Annotated in this window: 16 protein-coding genes; 7 read left to right on the plus strand and 9 right to left on the minus strand. The window is 64.5% G+C overall.

What is annotated here, in order from left to right:
• Window positions 1–105: 105 nt before the first annotated feature.
• On the plus strand, window positions 106–2,523 hold the full coding sequence (locus P9M14_01790; GenBank protein ID MDP8254458.1) for a hypothetical protein: 2,418 nt from the start codon (window positions 106–108) through the stop codon (window positions 2,521–2,523).
• Between the two features lie 14 nt (window positions 2,524–2,537).
• On the opposite strand, the gene P9M14_01795 is transcribed toward P9M14_01790, so the two are convergent.
• The 6 genes from P9M14_01795 to P9M14_01820 all read right to left on the minus strand — a co-directional run bounded on the left by P9M14_01795 (window position 2,538) and on the right by P9M14_01820 (window position 11,431).
• Window positions 2,538–3,071: an ATP-binding protein gene (locus P9M14_01795; GenBank protein ID MDP8254459.1), complete on the minus strand. Its 534-nt coding sequence runs from the start codon at window positions 3,069–3,071 to the stop codon at window positions 2,538–2,540.
• Window positions 3,072–3,711: 640 nt separating this feature from the next.
• A complete protein-coding gene (locus tag P9M14_01800; protein ID MDP8254460.1) occupies window positions 3,712–6,018 on the minus strand; it encodes a peptidoglycan DD-metalloendopeptidase family protein in 2,307 nt (768 codons plus the stop codon).
• Between the two features lie 41 nt (window positions 6,019–6,059).
• The gene (locus P9M14_01805) at window positions 6,060–7,607 is read right to left on the minus strand and encodes a penicillin-insensitive murein endopeptidase (protein ID MDP8254461.1); all 1,548 of its coding nucleotides are present in this window, start codon (window positions 7,605–7,607) and stop codon (window positions 6,060–6,062) included.
• 94 nt (window positions 7,608–7,701) lie between these two features.
• On the minus strand, window positions 7,702–9,525 hold the full coding sequence (locus P9M14_01810; GenBank protein MDP8254462.1) for a L,D-transpeptidase family protein: 1,824 nt from the start codon (window positions 9,523–9,525) through the stop codon (window positions 7,702–7,704).
• A 263-nt stretch (window positions 9,526–9,788) separates the two neighbouring features.
• A complete protein-coding gene (locus P9M14_01815) occupies window positions 9,789–10,331 on the minus strand; it encodes a hypothetical protein (GenBank protein MDP8254463.1) in 543 nt (180 codons plus the stop codon).
• The gene (locus P9M14_01820; protein MDP8254464.1) at window positions 10,328–11,431 is read right to left on the minus strand and encodes a hypothetical protein; all 1,104 of its coding nucleotides are present in this window, start codon (window positions 11,429–11,431) and stop codon (window positions 10,328–10,330) included. The genes P9M14_01815 and P9M14_01820 overlap by 4 nt, the downstream gene beginning before the upstream one ends.
• 101 nt (window positions 11,432–11,532) lie before the next feature.
• Between P9M14_01820 and P9M14_01825 the strand changes: the two genes are divergently transcribed.
• Complete coding sequence (locus tag P9M14_01825) at window positions 11,533–12,630, plus strand: hypothetical protein (GenBank protein ID MDP8254465.1); 1,098 nt, start codon at window positions 11,533–11,535, stop codon at window positions 12,628–12,630.
• Window positions 12,631–12,668: 38 nt separating this feature from the next.
• Here P9M14_01825 and era read toward each other — a convergent pair whose 3' ends face one another.
• Both era and rnc read right to left on the minus strand, forming a co-directional pair.
• Window positions 12,669–13,580, minus strand: coding sequence for a GTPase Era (gene era, locus P9M14_01830; GenBank protein MDP8254466.1), 912 nt, complete (start codon window positions 13,578–13,580; stop codon window positions 12,669–12,671).
• Window positions 13,570–14,301 (minus strand): ribonuclease III, encoded by a 732-nt coding sequence (rnc, locus tag P9M14_01835; GenBank protein ID MDP8254467.1) that lies wholly within the window; start codon window positions 14,299–14,301, stop codon window positions 13,570–13,572. Before rnc ends, era begins: the two co-directional genes overlap by 11 nt.
• A gap of 68 nt (window positions 14,302–14,369) precedes the next feature.
• Between rnc and P9M14_01840 the strand changes: the two genes are divergently transcribed.
• Both P9M14_01840 and P9M14_01845 read left to right on the plus strand, forming a co-directional pair.
• Window positions 14,370–15,827, plus strand: a complete 1,458-nt coding sequence (locus tag P9M14_01840; protein MDP8254468.1) for a glycosyltransferase family 39 protein — start codon at window positions 14,370–14,372, stop codon at window positions 15,825–15,827.
• Window positions 15,828–15,829: 2 nt separating this feature from the next.
• The gene (locus P9M14_01845) at window positions 15,830–17,923 is read left to right on the plus strand and encodes a peptidylprolyl isomerase (protein MDP8254469.1); all 2,094 of its coding nucleotides are present in this window, start codon (window positions 15,830–15,832) and stop codon (window positions 17,921–17,923) included.
• Window positions 17,924–17,942: 19 nt separating this feature from the next.
• Here the strand turns inward: P9M14_01845 and thiC are convergent, their stop codons facing one another.
• A complete protein-coding gene (gene thiC / locus P9M14_01850) occupies window positions 17,943–19,229 on the minus strand; it encodes a phosphomethylpyrimidine synthase ThiC (GenBank protein ID MDP8254470.1) in 1,287 nt (428 codons plus the stop codon).
• Window positions 19,230–19,473: 244 nt separating this feature from the next.
• Between thiC and P9M14_01855 the strand changes: the two genes are divergently transcribed.
• From P9M14_01855 to P9M14_01865, 3 genes are read left to right on the plus strand one after another with little or no spacing between them, the layout of a single operon-like run.
• A complete protein-coding gene (locus tag P9M14_01855) occupies window positions 19,474–19,815 on the plus strand; it encodes a zinc ribbon domain-containing protein (protein ID MDP8254471.1) in 342 nt (113 codons plus the stop codon).
• Between the two features lie 24 nt (window positions 19,816–19,839).
• Window positions 19,840–20,259, plus strand: a complete 420-nt coding sequence (locus P9M14_01860) for a hypothetical protein (protein ID MDP8254472.1) — start codon at window positions 19,840–19,842, stop codon at window positions 20,257–20,259.
• A gap of 12 nt (window positions 20,260–20,271) precedes the next feature.
• Window positions 20,272–21,258 (plus strand): NAD-dependent epimerase/dehydratase family protein, encoded by a 987-nt coding sequence (locus P9M14_01865; GenBank protein ID MDP8254473.1) that lies wholly within the window; start codon window positions 20,272–20,274, stop codon window positions 21,256–21,258.
• The last annotated feature ends 17 nt before the right edge of the window (window positions 21,259–21,275 follow it).

Raw genomic sequence — 21,275 nt, forward strand, 5'->3', positions numbered from 1 at the left:
GATACGTCAGCCACAAGGGGACGGCCCGGGCCGTCCCCTTTTTTTCATCTGCTCTCGCCCCAAGTCCCACGCCCGAGCTGTTAGAATTCGCGCACTGTGAAAAAAATGACGGTCCTGATTGTACTGATTGCGCTGCTGTTCTGCGGCTGCCAGGCCGTGATGCTCAACGGTGCCGAGGTACCGGCCACGCTGCGCGCGCCGCTGCTCGAGCGTCCCGCTGATCCGGCCTTGCCGCCGTGGTTGGAGCAGCGCCCCAAGCTGTTCGAGTTCTCGAGCTGGGATCAATCGTATCTGCGCAACGATCCCTACCCCGCGCGGCTGCTCGGCGGCATGGCCGTGGGCAATGGCCAGGTTTTCGCCCTTGAGGGGCTGAGCCTGCCGCTGGACACGTTGCACAATGTGGCGGGTCCGGACTACCAGCTGGAGTCGCGCTTTTTTTCGGACATCGTACTCGAGCTGCGTCGCGGACTGCGCCGCGTGCATTGGGAGCGGCAGCGCATCCGGCGCGTGGCGGGCACGGCGGTAAACGTCATCGACCGCAGTCGCGACGGCCTTTCGCTGTACAGCATCGACTTCGCGCCGCGAGGCGCCATGATCGAGGGCAGCGCTGCCCAGCGCTGTTTGGTGCGGCTGAGCGTGGTCCACAACAACGGGCCGCAGGCTGTCGACGATCTGGAACTCGAGTTGCGTAGCGTGTTGGGCAGCTCGTCCGACGAGCTGATCGTCGAACGCATTGAGGGCACGGGGCGCAACTTGGCCATCGGCACCAACGCCCACCCGTTGCGCTGTCGATCGCGCGACGGCGTGCTGCGCGTGCGCGTGGGTGATTTGCAGCCCGGCGAGCAGTTCATCTGTGCGTTCTTCATCAGTTTTGCCGACGGCTCGGACGCGCGCACCGTGCTGCGGCAAGCGCTCCAGAGCGATCCCGAGGCGCTGCTGTCCGCGACCATCGACGATTGGCGCTCGTGGATGGCCGCTGGCGCGCAAGTACGCACCTCGGATCAACGCTTTGACGAACTGCTCGAGGCGCTGCTGGTGGCGATCCGCGTGCAGACCGCGAGTAGCGGCGCGGTCTGCGAGATGAGCCGCTACTCGTTCACCTGGCTGCGCGACATCATGGGCCCGGCGCTACTCTATCCGCTGCTGGGGCGCATCGATGAGTATCGCGCGATGCTTGACTACTACTGGCTGGCCGCGCTGGACAACGGCGGGACAGCCAACGCGCTGCCAATCAACGTGGCCGGATTGCCCAAGGCGCAGCCGGACTGGGAGAGCTTGCCGACCGGCAGCGGACGCGAGGCGGCGGAGAGCGTGAGCTACGCGGTGCTGCACTACCGCGAGTACGTCCAGGCCAGCGGCGACTGGGAACTGCTGCGCCAACGCTACGGCATGCTGCGCCACGCGCTGATCCACCAGGACCTGCGCCACGGCTGCCTGCTGCCGTTTTCCGACGACGAGACCTTTCGCGGCAGCCTGGCCGCTGCCCAGGGGATCTGGGCTGGAAGCGGCCTGCGCGAGACGCACCTCTCGGCCAACTCCTCGTTCCTGTTCGTGGCCGCGGCCCAGTTCATGGAGCGCGCCGCGCTCGAGCTGGACCTGCCCGAACACGCCGCGCAATACCGTCGACTGGCTGACGATGTGCGCCAGTGCACCGAGCGCTTCTACTGGCTGTCCGACGAGCGCTGCTACTCTCCGGCGCTGAAGATCGATTCGCTGCAGCCGCTGGACGAGCCGTTCGTCGACGTGACGCTTAAGCCGCTGTGGTGCGGGTACCTCGACCGCGACGACCCGCGGGCCTATACCAACCTCGAGTCAATCATCGAGCTGCTGCCCGCGCATCGCGGCCTGGTCTACTCGCCGCTGCATCCCTATTACCAGGCTCTGGCCGGGCTGATGGGTTTCCATCGCGGGATTTGTACCGGCATGAGCTACGGCTTTTACCTGGACAATCTGGCGCAGCTGGACCATCCGCAGGCCGAGGCGCTGTTCGCGGGCTACTCCGAGTTCTTCCATCCCACGGGTACGGTCAGCGAGTACCACGTGGTCGACGACTTCGGCCGCCTGGTCTACCGCTACGACGACCAGGGGGTCCAGACCGACCAGACCGCGGCCTACCGCTCGTGGGAGGCGGGGGTCGACGCCGCGGCCATGCTGCGTTATCTGTTCGGCCTGGAGCTCGACGCGCCCCGCGGCCGGATTGTTGTTGCCCCGCATTTGCCCGCAGGCATGGACTTCGCGCGGCTCGAGGGGACGAGCTGCGGCGCCACGCGCTTCGATCTGGCGATCGAGCGCCTGCCGCAGGGTTTGCGCGTAGTGATCAGCGGGCTCGACGGACCGCTGTCGGTGGACGCCCGGCTTTCGCTGGCCGGGCCGATCGACGAGCTGTTGGTCAACGGTCGACCGCTGCTCGCGCCCAGCGTCAATAAATGGGATCGCTGGTCAATGCGGACCGCCGGACTGTCCGCCGGGCCGGACACGCCGCTGACCATTGAGGTCCGCTCGCATCTCGATCTGAATTATTAGCAGTCGATTAAAGTTTAGCCGGCCCGGAGGGTCCGTTCCTGCTCGGACATCTCGCTGCGAATGCGCATGATGTCCTGCGGGTCGTGCAAGCTGATCTTGTGAAGTCGGGCGCGCAGGCCCGCGGTGTCGTACTCGTAGCGCCGACGGTCCACGGTGTGCACCAGGCGGATCCGGCCGTAGGGGTTGGCCGCGGTCAGGCACATCATCATCCGCGGCACGTCGCCGATCGGCGGCAGGGCGTCGCCCTGGGTGTTGAGCATGGCGCTGACTTTGGTGCCGCCGGTCTTGATGTGGGTGATGGCGCAACGGCCGTTGCACTGCTTGGCCAGGGCGTGCAACCGCTGCAAGCCCCGGGAGCGCTCGAAGTAATCCTGGTCAAAGTCAAACGACCTGGGCGCGTCCGCCTCGAATCGACCGTCGTCAATAACCGTGATCTCCACCCGTGGTTTGGACCCGTTGGTCTCGCGGATCGAGATCTCGATACTATCGGCCTGATGCGACAGCATGTTCATGCCCACGTCGAGGATTAACTGCGAGATTTCGCTCATTGCGCTCTCCGGGTTTTACTAATCAGTTGCTACCCGGTTCCAGGGGCGCGGTTGAGCATCGATCTGATGGGGGGTAATGGCGGTGGTCGCCTCCCGGCAATACTCCACGGTAAGAGGATGATATGGGCTATCATTGGGAGCCTGAAAATGAAGCAGGTTGTAGCATGATGTGACGGTTTTGCTGTTTGCCGGTCGGTTAAGGAGGGAAGCGACCACCAACCAAGAAAACTGATAAGCCGGGCTTGCGCCCTTGGGTACCGGGAGTGGCAGGCTTGCCATCAGTTGTCTTTGCATTATTGTTTCCTACGCATGACTACCGGCGATGGGCCATGGCGGCGACTCATGGTGCAAATCAATGTTGTGAATGTCGCCGCCACGAACCGTGGTGAAAACAATACAAGTGTCGTGCCAAAACCAGGAGTTTTCGATAGACGTGGTAAATGGCAGCGATTACATTATTGTATAGTTATAGACTTATAGTGCGCCCCGGGCCCAAGTGTAATGATAATGTGACACTGAAAGGGCTTCATCGTGTTGAAATGCTACACAAATAGCTAACAAAACGTATATAAACAAGTACTTAATGATTTGAGTACGATGTTTCGGGGCAGAGACAAAATGACCGAAAATCGACCAATTATTACTGCAAAATCTTGAAATTTTGCTCCAGGGAGCGGCTGTTGCCCGCGCGATCGGTAACTTGAAGTTTGATTGTGTGCTCGCCGGGCTCCAGATTTTGGTCCGGGATGTATTTGATCCAGCCTCGCGGACCGTTGCTCTCGCCCACCACGCGTTGGCCATCGAGGGTCAGGACCGTGTTGCCCGCCGGAATGCCCGAGCCCGCGTCGCTGACCACGAAGCTCAGAGCCGGTCGCGCATTGCGCAATTTGGCGTTGGCGCGTGGCCCGGTCCACTTGATGTACGGCCGTTGCACGTCGCGCATCAGCGCGAAAGTGCCCAGTTGCGGCGCCCGTCCGCTGATGGTGCGCGAGGCTGGGTCGTGGTTAAAACCCATCTGCCACCAGCGGCCGGAGTCGTAGTAGTAGACTCCCACGCCGTTTGGGGTCTGGCCCTCGGGCAGCTTGATGCTCACCCCGATTTTGCCGCCCAGGGGCACGCCCTTGCGCTCGATGCAATAGGCCGCTCCCACCTGTTGCAGGCCCTGTTTGGGCTCGGGGACAGTCGTCTGTTCCAGCGTGGTGTAGAACGGACGCTCCAGCGTGCCCCGGCCGAGGCGCACGGCGAACCGGCCGTCGTTCGATTTAAGCCTGGCACCCCCGCGCGCGAGCTGCAGCGGCGCTGCAATGTTTGCGCGGACCTCGCGGCCTTGGCGGTCGCGTCCGCTGGCGCTGATCGACAGCGGGGTCGAGACGATGTTGTTGTTGTCCAGGATCGCCATGTAACGGCCGTTGCCCTGCCAGACGCCGGGCAGCAGCACCTCGTCCTCGCCCCCTCCGCTGACCTTTACCGTGGGCTCGCGCAGCAGCGGCTCTGCGGTGTTGATCACGATCTCGGTGTACAGCTCGCGCAGCCGGTAGCTGATCGAGATCTGCGGCAGTGCGGCAGCCTGTTCGATGGTGGGTCGAGCGTAGAACAGCCGCCATGGGGAATGCAGCCCGTGCCCGTCCTGGGTCCGCGCTTTGATCAGCAGGCCCTCAAGCGCTCGGCCCATGGGCGGCTCGAGCTCCCAACGTCCGGCGTCAAGCGCGTGCGTTGTGGCCGCATGCCACGAGCGTCCGTGGTCGGCGGACCAGGCGCTCTCCAAGAGCAGGTTGGGCTCGCCGTCAGGGTCGCTGCCTCCCAGCAGCACGCGCGTTTGTTCAGTCTCGATGCGGAACAGCTCGGGCGCGCGGTTGGCGATCAAGGTCAGCTCGACCACCGTGCTGTTGTCCGAGACGTCCGTGGCGATCAACCGCAACGTGTGCTCGCCCTGGGGCAGATCGCGGATTACGCCATCGCCATCCAGGTCAAAGGCCGTTTGCTCGACCCACTTGCGGAACAGCCGGTGATAGCCGTGGCCGTGCCGGAAGTACAGCTCGAGGTCGTAGGCGTAGTTGATCACCTGCTTGTGCTCGTAGCAGGAGCGCTGGAACTGCGAGAGGAAAATCGTCTTGCCGTCGAGCTCGGCGCGCAGTTGGTAGGGCGCCAGGATGCGGTCCGAGCCGTCGATGCGGTCGATAACCCGCAGCCCGAATCCAACCTCGCCGCTGATCGAGATCGGCCTGCCCGAGCTGTAGTGACCGTCGCGTTTGACCAGCGGCAGCACCGGCTTGGAGCGTCCGCCGTTGACCGTGGCGTCGTGGCTCAGTGGATCGATGAAGATTTCCAGCGGCTGGGGCGGGATGCTGTCGTCGCGGAAGAAGCCGTGGGTCAACGGGTTGAGCGGGCAGTTGTCCGGGCCGCGCAGCTCGAAGTGCAAATGCGGCGAGCTGGTGCCGGTGTTGCCCGCGTAGCCGATCACCTGGCCCGCCGTGACCTTGATCTCGCCGGGCTTTAGGAACAGGTCGGCCTCGTACGAGCCGATCTGCCGGTGATAGGCGCGCATTCGAGTCCAGATTTCGTCGATCATTCCGTCGAGGTGGGCGTAGACCACGGTGTTGCCGTCCTCGAGCCGGATGTACAGCGCCTTGCCGTAACCCACGGCGCTGGTGCGCGCGCGGCAGACCCAGCCGTCGGCCACAGCCACCACCGGCGTGCCGATCACGCCGTAGGTCGACAGGTCGAGCCCCGCGTGAGGGTGGCCGATGCGGTATTCGCCGAAGTTGCCCGAGATGCGAATCGGCGTCAGCAGCGGCCAAAGATAACCGCGGTCCGAGACAAAGCTTTGGGGCTGCATCTGCGGGACCTGTTGGGCCTGGGCCAGGGTGGCGGGGACCGGATCGGCGGCCACGGCCGGAACAGCGGTCAGCAGTACGGCCAGCGTCAGCGCGGCGATGGTTCTGAGCATGTCCAGGATCCGAAATTGCGGCGCGACCGGCCTCAAGTCGACTAGTTACACGGTTGGTTGCAGTAGGGCAGCTGGTTCAGCGGTCTGAAGGAGGAGACCGGATCGGACTCGTCGTAGACCTGGGCGTCGTAGGACAGCTCGAGCGAGGCGTAGAGTTTGCGCGTTACGCGTTTGACGATCAGCACCTGGCCGATTTGCAGCTTGTCCGAGGGCTTGATCTTGTTCCAGAGGCACAGGTCGCTCATCCGGCAGTTGAAACGGCGCGAGATCGTCCACAGCGAGTCGCCGGACTCGACATTATGCACGGCCTGTTCCATCACCAGCTCGCTGTTGTCGGCGACCATCTGCTCGATGCTCGGTTCGCGTTCGGGCAGCGGCGGCACTTCGCTGGTGTAGACCACCAGCGATTGTCCGGGGTAGAGCCTCTTGGAGCGACTCAGCCCGTTCCAGGCACGGATGTTGGACGAGGTGACCGCGGGGTCGAGAAAACGCGAGGAGATCGTGCTCAGCGAGTCGCCTTCGGCCACCACGTAAATCAGCGAGGGCCCGTCGCGCTTAACCCTGCGCGACACGCTCGAGCTGGCCACTGCCCTGCGCGAGGGCGAGTAGCTCGCGGTCTGGCGCGGGCGCGCGCTTCCGGGCTCGTAGTCGACCTGGGAGCCGCTGCCGATCATCCGCCCTTGGCGTGCCAGCTGGAAATCGGTCTGGGTCGGCGTAAATCCGTCGGCCGCAGCCACGGCATTCGGGCAATAGAAGCGGACGTGCAGGTGGTTGTGGTGTCCGCGCGAGTGACGGATGATCCCCTGGCGTACGCGGCGTCCGCGGGGATATTGAAAGACCGTCTCGAGGAAGGCGGCCGATTTTTTCAGGTTGTCGCGGCAGTAGGCGTAGAAGATCGATTGCAGCGAGTAGTCCAGGAAGATGTACTGGACTTTGCCGTTCTCGATCATCGCCTCGATCAACGTCCAGGTTTTGGGTACGTCGAGGTTCCCCTCGTTCATTGTGACGAAATGGCCGCGCGCGCTTCCGTCGCTGAAGTAGAGGCCGATGTCGATGTCGCGGCCGTTCTCGTGGGAGACGTGGGGCCGCAACGATCCGCCGCCCGGAGCGCTCAAATCGCCGATGTAAATGTCGTGGGTCCCGGGGTAGGTGACCTGCACGGTCTCAATGGCGTAGAGCACTGCCGAGATCAGTTCCGGCGTGGAGAAGTCGTGGTGCGAGCGGCGCACAAAGTAGCCCGGGCCGTCGGGGAACTGCACGCCGTTGATCAGCAGGCCGTTTGACGGAGCGCCCCAGGACATGCATACGCCCTCGGGCATCGGCACGCGCTGGCTGACGTCGATCGCTTTAGGTGGCTGTTCCACGGTCGGGGGCAGCTCTTTATTTATCGATAATTCGTCGAGGGAGTCCTGGTCGGACGCGGCTTGGGCGGAGTTCTGATCCTGGTCCTCGGCCTGTTCACCCTGCTCGACAGTCTGCTCGGAGGTCGATTCGTCGGATTCGCCTTGATCGGACGCGACCTCCTCGGCCCACACCGCGGGCGCGAGCAGTAGCAAGCTTAGTAGGGCGATCAGTAGCAGTCGTCGCAAACGTATACTCCCGCCAACCTGCCGTAGGGCAGCATCGGCAACATATAATCGTGTGATTATCTCAGAAACGAGATGCAAAACCAAGCCCTAACGCTTACTTATCCAGTAGTTCTTTCACCCGTTGGCGATCGCGGCCGTAGATGTCGGTGAGGAAGATCGCCCGGCCGTCATCGTGCAGCGCCACGGTGACGTACTCGATATGGATCGGGATTTTGGTGCGCAGCTCCAGCCGCCGGTTGTTGCCCGAGCGCAACATCCGTTCGGTGTTGGCCGCCTCGGGGTGGCCGTCCTGCTCGATCAGCCATTGGGCCATCTCCAGGGCATTTTCCAGGCGCATACAGCCGTGGGAGTAGGCGCGATAGCTGCGGTTGAACAGGTATTTACTCGGAGTATCGTGCAGGTAAACGTCGTGGTGGTTGGGAAAGAGGATCTTGACCTTGCCCAAGGCATTACCCGCGCCGGGCTTCTGAGTGATGTACAGCCGTCCGCTGCTTGATTCGCGCAGCTTGTAACCGCGGACTTTGTAGTAATCGTCGATGTCCTCGGCCAGTTCGGCCTTGGCCACGATCTCCTCGACGATCCGTTCGGGCACGTTCCAGAAGGGGTTGTACTCGACGAACTCGATCTCGTCGACGAACTCCGGGGTGTTGTTGTCCTTCTTGCGGTTGCCGACCACGATGCGATGCTTGCGGAGCAGCTCGCCCTCGCGCACCACGTGGACCTCGTACTGCGGGATGTTGACCCGGAAGTAGAAGGGCTTCCAGCGGCATGGCGTTTCGCGCAGCTTTTGCGTTGCCAGGGCGATCTGCGCCGCGCGCATATCGATCGGCACGTTGAGCGCCTTGAAGGTCGATCGCGCCGCCACACCGTCGGGCGTGAGCTGATGGTGCTCCTGGTAGCTCTTGACCGCATCTTGCGTGGCCAGGTCGAAAAAGCCGCTGACCGGACCTTGGTAGAATTCTTCCAGTCCCAGCCGCCGTTGCAGTTGTTCGACCAGCGGGCCGCGACTGTTGCGCCGAAGCTTGGTGAAACGCGAGCGCGGCTCGATCGGCTCGATCACGTCCCGAGCGTCGAGTTTAAGATAGAACTCCATCGCGCGTTGCAATCCGGCATAGTCGAGCATTCGCGGATCGAGTGCAGCCAGCGCAGCGTCGAGATCATTGCGCGCCACAGCCAAGACCGAGCCCAGGCGCGAGCGCGGCAGGCCCATCTGCAGCGCCATGCGCTCCAGGTCGCGGGCCAGCTCCACGTCCAGCCGGGCCGCGCGGCCCTCCAGCGCCCGAAGTTCGCGGTCCAGCCCTGAGACCTGTTCCACTGGCTTGGAATAGGCGCTGCCCGCATCAGCTTGCTGCAGTCGGTCCAGCAGCCTTGCGGCCAGCTGCTCGTGCGACAGGTCGCGAAGGTTGCCCAGCTCCAGGCACAGTCGCAGCTCCTGCCACAGCGTGATCTCGAGGCTGAAGCGATCGATCAGATCGCGGGCGTCGCTTTGGATCGCGGCGATCCGCTCGCGGTTGTAATCCACTCCATAGGACGTGGGGTCGATGCCATCGAAGCGCAGCCGCTCGATTCTCTTGAGCAGCGTATTAGCCGCGGGCAGCGGTTGATATCCGTCAAAGAACACCGGCCGTAGCCTGCCGTTGAAATACAGCATCCGCAGCGACAGCGCGATGCGGTCCTGGGGCAGTGCGGCGGAGATCTCGTCGGCCTGAAGCTCGAGCAGTTCGGGATCAACGGCCAGTTGCTCCGCCAGGGCCGGGCCGCAACGCGGCGCGAAGTCGCGCAGGGCGAGCTGATTGGGTTTGAGGTAGAGTAGGTATCCGGCGACCAGAGCGCAGATCGACAATGTCGCGGCCAGCAAAATATATGCCGGGCCGCGACCTCGTGTTTTTATGCTCTGCGCCTGTTCGTCCTCGGGCATCTGCGTTCCTCAGTTGATATTGTGCCCAATTTTGCGCCTGAATATCACACGTCGCATTACCGATCAACTTAAAAGCGTTACGATTTTTACCATAGTTGTGTTGCTGCGACCCGCCAAACGGCGAGAGTGGGGTGGGGAATAATGTTGGATAACATCAAAACTTATCGTGATCCGTGCGCAGGAAGATCTCGGCGCTCAGCAGTGAGACCAGCGCCCACAGCGCGATCAGCGGCAGCAATCTGATGGAGTAGTGCGTCGCGCAATTACTTTTTTTTCGGGTTTTTACGCTTGCCCTTATCCGCGGCATGCGCCGCGGGCACCGGCGGAGCCAGGCGCATATCGCCGAACAGCCCGTTGTAGAGCACGAGTAACAGCAGCAGCAGTCCGGCGAGCAGGAAGTAGCCGCCGACCACCCGGGCGTTGCGGTTGCCGATGCGTTTATCGTTGAGCAGCTCGCGCAGCAACAGCAGATCGTACGGGCTCACCTCGCCCAGTTGCTGGGCGAACATCTGCGAAAGGTGCGCGATGTTCTCTCCTCGCGGCCGCCCGTTGACGTCCTGCGAGGTCTGCAAATCGCGGTGGTACAGCTTGGTGGGCGCGAGCAGCCAATCTTGCATGGGCGCGATTTCGGACCACTCGGGGTGGTGGTTGTCGTAGAGCATTGGCCGCGCCGACTCGATCTGCGGGCCGTACCTGCCAAAGGCCAGTAACAGCACCAGCCCGGCAATCAGCGCTGCTCCGGCCAGGGGCAGCAGCGGGAACGACTCGAACTTGCTCGGGCTGAACAGGTCGGCCAGGCGGTTCAACGTTCGCCCTCCAAAAAGAAGTAGTGTCCCTCGAGCCCCACAGGATGCAATTTAATCAGCAGCCCACGCTCGCGCGCATAGCTGAAAAGCTCGTCCAGCCGTTGACGGGGGACCTCGACGAACTGGCCCACAGTGTGCACGCCGTCGCCCTTGCGCACCTCGAAAGCCCGCTTGAGCTGATCGTCCCAGGATTCGACCTGCACAACGGCGGACCCCGCGTTGTCCAGATCGTCGAACAGCGCCGGCTCTCTGGTGGGTACGTTCTCCAACGATCCGTCCGAGCGGATCAGCACGCAGTGCGAGGGATAGCACAGCACCCAGGCGTTGTAATAGAAGCTGAAGGTCGCGTTGTCCGGCCTGGTGGTCACCTGCGACAGGGCCTTGCTCAGATTCGGATCGCGGCGCGCGACGGGATGGCGCACGCCAAGATCGCCGGACTTGAACAGCAGCTCTCCCAGCCGTTGGGCAGGGAAGATCACCGCCCACTGGCTGGGCGTATCAGCGGGGCTGACCGTGCGTGATTGCGCCGCCCGCAGCCGCTGCTGGGCCGGGGCGTTGATGTGCACGAAGCTCGTCGAGTCCTCGGGATCGTACTGCTCCAGCGGCTCGCCGGGCGCCGTGCTCAGCCGCTGGGGCACCCAGAACAGACGGTCGACAGCACAGGCGCAGAACTGATACCAGCGCAGCTGGAACTCCTCGCGCATTTGCAGTGGCCGGTACTTGACCTCGACCGCGATGGTCTGGCCGGGCCAGATCAGGCCTTCGCTGAAAAAGCGTTCGGTCGTTCCGCGCGCCCCCGGGTCGTAGTTGTAGCCGCCCTGCTGATGATCGACCTCCAGCGCTCCGCGCGCCGTGCGCTGGAAGGTGTAGACGGTCCAGGGGTAGTCCTTGCGCTGTATGTCGTAGAGCACGTGCGGCTGGCTGTCCTTGTTGGTGATCTCGAACACGACCTTGACCAGCTCGCCCTCGCCCGCTGATTCGGGCACACGGGTGCTGATTTTGAACGGCGGCGAGTCCACGTGCTCAACAGGCGGCAATGCCGCCGCAGGTAGGCAGGCGATCAACAGCAGCGCGACAATCAATGCGGCTGGTTTGTACAAGCTTCACTCCATCTGGGACCGCGCTGATCTTAGCAAGAGGGCCGCCGGGGTAGCAACGCCATTTGACAGGCACTCAACGGCTGCGGACAATGAATTGCACTATGCGAACTATCCACCTGCTCGCCCTGGCCGCTATTGCGGCGCTGCTGTTGCCGACCCTGTGCTGCACTGATTACGCGGACTACTACGGGCCGGGCGGCGAGGGATTGGATTACGATTCCGGAAACGGGCCGTACGACGACAGCGACTCTTCGGGCTCGTTGCGCGGCGAGGTGAATCCTCTGGGTCCCGAGAACACGGTGGTGCGCGCGATGGCCGCGGACGAAAAATATCTTTTCATCGGCACGGACTCGGGCGAGCTGCTGTTCAGTGCGCTGGTGGCCGACCCGCCCAAGTGGACCTCCCTGGGCAGCGTGCCCGAGGCGGTCAGTGCCTTGGCCATTTCACCCAGAGACAGCGAGCTGCTGATCGCTCTGGACCGCACGTCGGACACGTTGATCTACCGTTTCGACGACTCCCATGGATTGATCCCCTCGGACGACGGGATTGTCGATGGCGGCCCGGTGCTGCAGATCGGGGTCGAATCGGGCAACGACGATATGTTCGTCCTGACCCCGCGCGCGCTGTACGTCAGCGCGGATAACGGCGTCACCTGGGAACGCCGCCTGCATGTGGCCGATGTGGGGTGCGCTGATTTCTACAAGATGGCGATTCATCCCCTGCTGCCGCAGTCGATCTTCATCATCGGGCTGTGCGACGATCGACCGACCGTGCTGCGCACGCTCAACGGCGGACGCCTGTTCAACAGCATCGAGCTGCCGGCCCCCGCCGGTGAGGAGGCCTGGTGCCTGGCCGCGTCGACCGATGACCCGCTGCTACTGGTGGCCGGCGGCAGGCGCGGGGTGTGGTCCAGCTCCGATTTGGGTTCGAGCTGGAGCATCGAGCGTTCATCCGCCCAGTGGGCCCTGAACTTCGACGCATCCTACAGCCGCCACAACGGCAAGCCGCTGTTCGTCGGGCTTGAGGCCGTGCACTACCGCCTGCTGCTGCTGATGGGCAATCAGGCGGGCACGGCTTGGCAGGACAAGATCGTCGATGGCTATACGGGCGGCAACGACGTGCTGTGCCCCAGCACGCAGCTCTCCAAGAGCTGCTTCGTGGGCACCGAGGGCAGCGGCGTAGTTTCGCTCATGCCCTGAGGGCCGCAGTAGAACCCTCATGAATAATGCGGGCCAGATCAGTCGGGTTTGTAGCCCAGTTCGGCCAGGGCTTGCGGGTCGCGGGTCCAGTCGCGCTTGAGTTTGACGAACAGCCGCAGCACGACCTTACGTCCCAGCAACTGTTCGAGCTCCTCGCGCGCCTGCGTGCCGATCAGTTTGATCGTGCGTCCGGCCGCGCCGATCACCATTCCCTTCTGGCTGTCGCGTTCGACCCAGATTTCGGCCTCGATTTCGACCGGCGCATCGGACGAGCCGGGTTCCCTGTAATCGATCACGTCCACGGCCGTGGAGTAGGGGATCTCCTGGCGCATGAGCTTGAAGACTTTTTCGCGCACGATCTCCGCGGCCAGCAGGCGCTCGGTCTGATCGCTGAGCTGGTCGCGTGGGTAATAGGCCGGACCCGGGGGCAGGGCGTTGACGATCTCGAGCAGCAGATCATCGACTCCGTCGCCGCTGAGCGCGCTGATCGGGATCACCTGCGACACGCCGGGCAGGCCGCTGTAATGCTCGATCATCGGCAGCAGCTCGAGCCGGTCGATCTTGTCGATTTTGTTCAGCGTGCAGATGCAGGCGATCTTGGCCTCGTGCAGACGATCGGCGATCTGTTCGTCGCGCCTGCGGTCGGGCTTGAGGCAGTCGACGAGCAGCACGGCCAGGTCGGCGTCCTTGATTACGCTCCAGGCCTCGCGCTGCATGTAGGCGGTCAGCCGCTTGTCGGTCCGCCCCAGGATGCCCGGTGTGTCCAGGAACAACACCTGGGCCTGGGGCAGGTTGAGGATCCCCAGAATGCGTTTGCGCGTGGTCTGGGGTTTGGCCGAGACTGCGGCGATTTTCTGGCCGAGCAGGCAGTTGAGCAGGGTGGATTTGCCCGCGTTGGGCTTGCCCAACAGCGCGACGTAGCCCGAACGCAGTTCGCTTTCAGCTGTCACAGCCCGTCTCCTGCTCATCGCCGATGGTGTTCAACGCCTGCTTGGCCGAACGCTGCTGGGCCTCCTTCTTGCTCGGCCCGTTGGCGCGGCCGTAGCGCTGGCCGTTGATCGTCACCTGCACGGTGAAGACCTTGGCGTGGTCCGGGCCGCTTTGTTCGACCACCGTGTAGACCGGGATCGAGCCGAAGCGTTGTTGGGAGACTTCCTGCAGCCGGGTTTTGTAGTCGCGGTAGAGATCCGACCCGGCCAGCAGCTCGCGCACCGTGGGCTGTAGGTCCGCCACCAACCGCCGACGCGCCTGGCGCATGCCGCCGTCGAGGTACAGCGCGCCGATCAGCGCCTCGTAGCATCCGGCGAGGATCGAATCCTTGCGCCGCCCGCCAGTGGTCTGTTCGCCGCGCGAGAGCTGCACGTAGCGGTCCAGCCCCAGGTTGAGCGCAGCGGCGGCCAGACTGCGACCGTTGACCACCCGCGCGCGCATCTTCGACAGCGGACCCTCGGGCTGGTCGGCGCACGATTTGTAGAGCATGTCGGTGATCACCAGCTCGATCACCGCGTCGCCGAGAAACTCCAGCCGCTCGTTGTGCTCCGCGCCCTCGGCCTCGGGCTCGTTGACGAACGAGCGGTGGGTCAGGGCGGACTGCAGCAGGTCCAACCGCTTGAAGTTGTACTCCAGGTGTTTTTGCAACCAGGTCAGTCGACGTTTGCGAACGGCATCCATGGCGTGCAATTAATCCCAGGCTAAGCTCACTGTCAACCTCGGATATTACCGTATGGTATAAATCGACCGTGCCAAAGCAGCCTTTAACAGACCGCGGAGAGCGCCGCAGGGCCCAAAGCCGCGCCGAGCGCTTGGGATTGCTGCTGGCGGTTTTAGGCGGGGTCGCACTGCGGCTGCCGCTGATCGACGCTTGCGGAATCATGCCTGCCGACGGCCTGCGCCTGGCAGTCTGGTCGATCACCGTGCAGGACAAAGCGCTGCCGCTCTATCCGCTGCTGCTCCAGGCGATGCGGCCGCTGTGCGGCAACGCGCAGCTCGCCGGCGGGCTGGTCGCGGCATTGCTCGGGGCGTGGGCCGTGGTGCCGCTCTACCTTTTGTTGAGCGAGCGGGTAAGTCGCGTCGCGGGCTGGATCGGCGTGCTGATCGCCTCGAGCTCGTTGCACTGCATTGCGCTCAGCGCCGGGGTCGTGCCCAATCCGGCGTTGATCGTGCCGCTGCTTTACGCCTGGCTCTTTTGGGGCCGACTAGATCCGGACGACCGCGCGAACCTGATTAAATTCAACCTGGCCTGCGGCCTGGCCGCTCTGGCGCGTCCCGAGGGTTGGGCGCTGATCGCACCCTGCGCCTGGGCCAACTATCGCTACATCCGGCAACGGGGTTTCTCTCGTTGGCTGGGGCCGGGTCTGGCCGCGGCGCTGCCCTACCTGGCGCTGGTCGGCTGGATGGCGCTGCTGGGGCACAGCGGCTACGCCGGCGAGTTCTTTGGCTACTCACTATCACGGCTGAGCGTCGGGGGCGTGCTGCACGGCCTGACCGGCTATCTCGCGGCGCTGGTGGGACACGGGTTTGCCTGGTGGTGCCTCGTTGCGCTCTGCGGCTGCGTCGCGGCGCTGTGTGGAAAGGGGTTTGCGCGCAGCCTGGCGTTCGAGGCGCTGGCGATTGTGGCGGTGCTGCTCGCGGCGCTCTCGATCCAGTGGGCGCCGGACCTGCACCGGTTGCTCACGCCCGCGGTCTTTGCGGTCTACGTGAGCGCTGCGGCGGCCCTTGGCGCGCTGCTGCGCGGGCTGCGGGCACGCAGGACGTTGCAAAGCGCGGTCGCGGTGACGATCGGGTTACTGGTGTTGCTCAGCGCGGCCCTGAGCTACGGCATTCTCTCCGATGCGCGCCAGGATCTGCGCGGTGTGTTCGACGATCGACTGCGGTCCTGGCAGGTCGCGGCGGCCGCGACTCAGGGCCGATTGCACAGCGACCTGCCGCTGGAGGCCTCGTACTATTCGGGCCGCGAATTCGACCGTTACTCGATCGAGACTGCGCTGCCCGGCGATACGTTGGCGCTGCACAGCACCGAGGGCTGCCTGGAACAGCGGATCGATGAGTTGCGGGAGCGCTTCGAGCTGCGAGTGCTGCGCCGGTTGACCGCTCCCCGGGCTTTTAAGTACGGCCCGGCCAACGTAAGCTGTTTCAATGGAAGCGATCCGGGAGAGCTGCACGTCTCGATAGTGATCGCTCTGGACCAAGTGAGGTAAATATGCGCAAAACGGCCTTGGCATTGGCCTTGGTCTGCCTGCCGCTGCTGCTCGCCTCATCCGCGCTGGCGGAAGAGCGCGGGCTGGAAAAGCTGGTCACGATCCTCCAAGCCCAGGACGCGCGGCAGGTGACCGAAGGATTGGCGCAGCTTACGCGTGATCCCGACCCGGCGATCGCTGCGCGCGCCCTGCGCGCCCTGGGACGCATCGGCGATCCGGTGGCTCTGCCGTTGCTGCTCGAGGCCCTGCACTCGGGAAACGTTCGCGACGAGGCGATTTTTGCCCTGGGCGAGTTGGAGGACCGCGAGACCCTGGCCTTAATCGGCGCCAAGCCTGATCCCATGGCGCTCGAAGCCCTGCGCGGCGTGCTTGTCGAACCGACGACGATCCTCTCCCAAGACGTGTTGTTGCGCCGCGCCCTGGCCGTGGAGGCGCTGGGCAAGCTTCGCGACCGCGAGTGGGTGGAGAAGATCGTTGAGGCGGGCACCATGGGTCTGGGCGGGATGCGCGGCTCGATGCCCGAGTTGCTGTGCCTCAACGCGATTACCGCGCTGGTGCGCATCGACGACGAGGCTGCGCTGCCGCTGCTGCTCAGCGCCCTTGAGGCCCCGAGCCCGGCGCTACGGCGCAGTGCGGCTCTCGGGCTGGGGAGGATGGGCCGCACTGAAACAGCGGACGAGCTTTCGGCGCTGTTCAATGATCCTGATCCGGAAGTGCGTTCGGCCGCGTTGTGGGCGCTGGTGCGGCTTGCGGCGTCGGATAAGGCGAACCTTGCGCTGCGGATGCTCTCCGACCCGGTGCTCGAGGTGCGGATCGAGGCGATCCGACTGCTGGCGCTGGGTTCGGGCCCGGAGGTCAGCGGCGCGTTGTTCCATCATCTGCGGCGCAGCGGCGGCCGTCCGCCCGCGGCTTACAATAACGAGGATCTCGAGGTGCTGCGCGCCCTGGGCCGACTGGGCGGCAAGGACGAACGCAACCTGCTCTCGATGCTCGTGAGTCAGCCCGGGCCGGCCGGGTTGACTGCGCGCTGGGCCTATGCGACCTGCAAGACAGTGGAAGACCGCGACGTGCTGACCGTGGAGCGCAAGTACTATGCGAGTACGCCGCTGTCCTACGTTTCGTGGGCCGAGGCGCTGGCCCAACGCGGTGGAGAGGCGGGCCGCATCGGGCTGCGCGCGGTAATCGAAGACCCGGCGGCTCCGGCCGAAGCCAAGTGCATTGCGCTGGACGCGCTGGCCGACAAGCTGCCCGAGCAGGTCGAGGCCTGGGCCACGGAGTTCCTCTCCCAGCCGGGCAGCCCGCCGCAGCTCAAGGCCGGTGCGGCCCAGGCCCTGAGCGCGATCCAGAGCCAGAGCGCGTTGGCCGAACTGCTCGCGGCCTGGCCCCGGGCGCATCACGAGGTTGATCCCGACGTGCGGCTCTCGCTGCTCGACGCGTTGGGCAAGCACGCGGCTCGCCTTGACCAGCGCTCCCAGCGCTGGTCAAGGGTGCGCGCGGCGATCTACTCGGGTACGCGCGATCAACAGCGGCTGGTCAGGGCGCAGGCGATCAGGTTAATGCGCGAGATCTACAACGAGGACCTGCTCTCGATGCTCGCCCAACAAATGCCCGCGTCCGACGACGGGCGCTGCGAGCGGGCCGCGCAGTTGATCGGCAAGCTGCGCATACTACGGATCGAGACGCCGCGCGGCCGGATCGACGTGCGGCTGGAGACCGACGATGCGCCGCTGACCGTGTTGCAGATCAGCGAGCTGGCGCGTTCCGGCGCGTACAACGGACTAATCTTCCACCGCGTTGTGCCCGATTTCGTTGTCCAGGGCGGCGACCCGCGCGGCACTGGTTGGGGATCGGCCGGCGAGCTGCTGCCGTGCGAAATCAGTCGGCTGCGGTTCGTCACCGGCGCGGTGGGCATGGCCACGGCGGGCAAGGACACCGGCTCGAGCCAGTTTTTCTTTACGCTCTCGCCCCAGCCGCACCTCGACGGCGGCTACACGGTGTTCGGCGAGGTGGTGCAGGGGATGGACGTGGTGCGCAGGCTGCTGCCCGGCGACAAGATCGTACGCGCCACGCTGCTCGACCTGCGGCCGCAGCAATAACAGCAACAGTTCGGCGGCGCTATTTCTTATTCAGTGCGCGCTTGCTGACCCTGATTGCGCAGAACTCCCCGCACATAGTGCACACGTCGTCCTCGGTCGGCGGCGTGTTGGCGCGCAGTTCCTCGGCGCGTTTTGGGTCGATGGCGGACTCGATCTGTCCCGGCCAGTCCTGGGCCACGCGACGCTCGCTCATCTTGCGGTCGAGCGCCCAGGAGTCGGCGCGGCCGCGAGCTAGGTCAGCGGCATGCGCCGCGATCTTGGAGGCGATCACTCCCTGCCGCACCTGCTCGACGTCGGGCAGCCCGAGGTGCTCGCTGGGCGTGACGTAGCACAGGAAGTCCGCGCCGTGCCAGGCGGCCAACGCCCCACCGATGGCGCAGGCGATGTGGTCGTAGCCCGGAGCGATGTCGGTCACCAGCGGACCGAGCACGTAGAACGGCGCGCCGTCGCAGATCCGCTTCTGCAGCTCGACGTTGCTCTGCACCTGATCCAGCGGCACGTGCCCCGGCCCCTCGACCATCACCTGCACGCCCGCGGCCCGCGCGCGTTTGGTCAGTTCGCCGAGTACGAACAGCTCGGCGAGCTGGGCCGGATCCGTGGCGTCGACGATCGATCCGGGACGGAATCCGTCGCCCAAGCTGAGCACAACCTCGTGCTCGGCCGCGATCTGCAGCAATTCGTCATAGCGCTCGTAGAGCGGGTTTTCCGCCTTGTTGTGCATCATCCACTCGACGAGGAACGAGCCGCCGCGGCTGACAATGCCCATCAGTCGCGGGTTGTCCAACAGTACCTTGAGCGAGTTGCGGTTGATGCCGCAGTGCACGGTGATGAAGTCGACTCCACCCTCGCATTGGCGGCGGATCACCTCGAACAGCAGGTCCGGGTCGAGGTCGGCCAGGCCCACGCCGCAGGCGATCGATTCGATGACCGCCTGGTAGATCGGCACGGTGCCCAGCGGGACCGGGCATTGCGCGAGGATCTCGCGGCGCACCGCGTCGATATCGCCGCCGGTGGAGAGGTCCATCACCGTGTCGGCCCCGGCGTCGAGCGCCGCCCGCAGCTTGTCCAGCTCGAATTGCAGGTCCGCGCGGTCCTTGCTGGTGCCGATGTTGGCGTTGACCTTGATCCGCGCGCCGCCGCCCACAGCCAGCGGCTCGATCTGCGGCCGGTGCAGGTTGCGCGTGATCACCGCCTTGCCCGCGGCGACCTGCTCGGCCAGGCTTTCGGGCTCGAGCCCCTCGCTGTGCGCGGCCTGAACCACGGATTGGGGAAGTGTGCCGGACTTGAGTTGTTCGAGTAGAGTCATCTCTTCCCTCCAGGGCGGAGCCGTGTTTCCCGCCTGGGCGGCGGTGTCTCAATCCACTGAGACACCCCCAGCGGCGGCCCCTTTTTAAGCCCGGCCTCGCCTGCAAGTCAAGCTGCACGGCCCAGGTCGCGGACCGCGAACCGGCGACGCGGGCGGCATGACGGCAGCCTTGCTTTTACAGGGTCGGTTCACTAGATTCATCTCGAACCGCGTACCGTCGGGTTCAATCACCGGGGAGGAATGGGTGCCGATCTACGAGTACGAGTGCCGCCGTTGCGGCGCGACCACCAGCTTTATCGAGAAGATGTTCCAGCGGCCGCGATTGTTCGGCAGCCGGCGTCGCTGCTCCAAGTGCGGCTCGAAGAAGTTGGTTAAGGTGGTCAGCTCGTTCTCGAGCAAGGTCGAGCGCACACGTACCGAGACGCTCAACGAGATGGCGGGCATGGGCAACGTGCAGTTCGTACCGCAGCAAAGTCAGCCCCAGGGCCCGCCGCCGGGCGGATGCCCCTACTGTTCCCCGGAGGGCCAAGAGAAAGAGAACGACAAACCCAAGGGACCGGATTCAATCAACGTCAGAACAGACTGATCTGCCACACTCTGAGGAGGTCCAATGGCCACGAAGGATAATCTGCTGAATCGCATCGTCGGAATGGGCGAAGATAAGATGACCGATCTGGTCAACGAGCTGATGGGCAACCCCAAGTTCGCCTCGGCCCTGGGCAACACGATCCAGCACGCGATGCAGACCAAGGGGCGCATCGACAAGAACGTCGCCATGGTGCTCGGCGCGGTCAACGTGCCGACCAAGGATGACTACGACAAACTGTCCAAGAAGGTCAGTTCGGTCAACAAGGGCATCTCGGCGATGGAACTGCGCCTCGACGAGTTGATCGGCCAGGTCGACCAGCTCGCCGCCAAGGTCCGCAAGGCCCCGCCCAAGAAGAAGGCCCCGCCGGTAAAAAAGGCTGCGCCGGTTAAGAAGGCCGCGCCCAAGAAAAAAGCCGTGCCCAAAAAGAAGACCAAGAAGTAGCGACGAGACTTAATGCCGGAGGCTGCCCCGACAAGCTCCACCCGCCGCGTGCGCGGTCGGAAGCATCCGCCTACGCTGGTCACCGGCCTGAGCGGTTACGCCGGGATGGCGCTATTCGAGCAGCTTTTGGCAGACTCGCGTTGCCCGCAAGTGGTCTGCATCGACCTCGAGCGGCCGGGGTTCGACCTGGGTCGCGCCAAGTTCTTCCGCGTCGATCTGACGCTGCCCACGGCCGACGCGCTGGTGGCCGAGATCCTCGAGGAGGAGCAGATCGGCCGGGTGATGCACGCGGCGTTCCTCAGCGGCCCCAGCCACGACCACCTGCGCGCCCACGAGCTGGAGACCATAGGCACAATGCACGTGCTCAACGCCTGCGCCGCGGTGGGGGTAGAGAAGATCGTGGTGCCGCTAAGCACGGTGAGCTACGGCGCGCGGGCCGACAACCCGAATTACCTGACCGAGGAACACCCGCTGCGCGGCGACCCGAAATATCCCTACGTCCGCGACAAGATCGAGGTCGAACAGTTGTTGGCCGAGCACGCCCGGCGCTACCCCGAGTGCTGCGTGACCGTGCTGCGCGCCGCACCGGTGGTCGGCCCGGACTCGAGTTATTTTTTCAACAAATATCTCAGGCGACCTCTGATGTTGCGGCTCTCGGGATACGATCCGCTGATGCAGTTCCTGCACCAGGACGACCTGACCTTCGCGCTCAAGGCTGCGCTGGACGCGGACAGCCCGGGCGCGTTCAATATCGCGGGCCGCGGCGTGGTGCCCTACAGCGCGGTGGCTCCGCTGGTCGGCCGCGCCTGCATCGCGTTTCCGCTGGCTCTGGCCAGAACGCTGAGCGCCGCGTTGTGGCCGGTGTACGCGCTGCCGTTCGATCCGCGCTACCTGGAATATTTGCGCTACCTGTTTGTGGCCGACATCTCCAAGGCCGAGGGCGGGCTGGGCTTTTCGCCGCGTTACAGCTCGCGCGAGGCGCTGCTCAGCGTGAGCTGAGCCGGAGGCTTTAAGGG

This window comes from Candidatus Alcyoniella australis (genome assembly GCA_030765605.1).
GTDB classification, from domain to species: domain Bacteria; phylum Lernaellota; class Lernaellaia; order JAVCCG01; family Alcyoniellaceae; genus Alcyoniella; species Alcyoniella australis.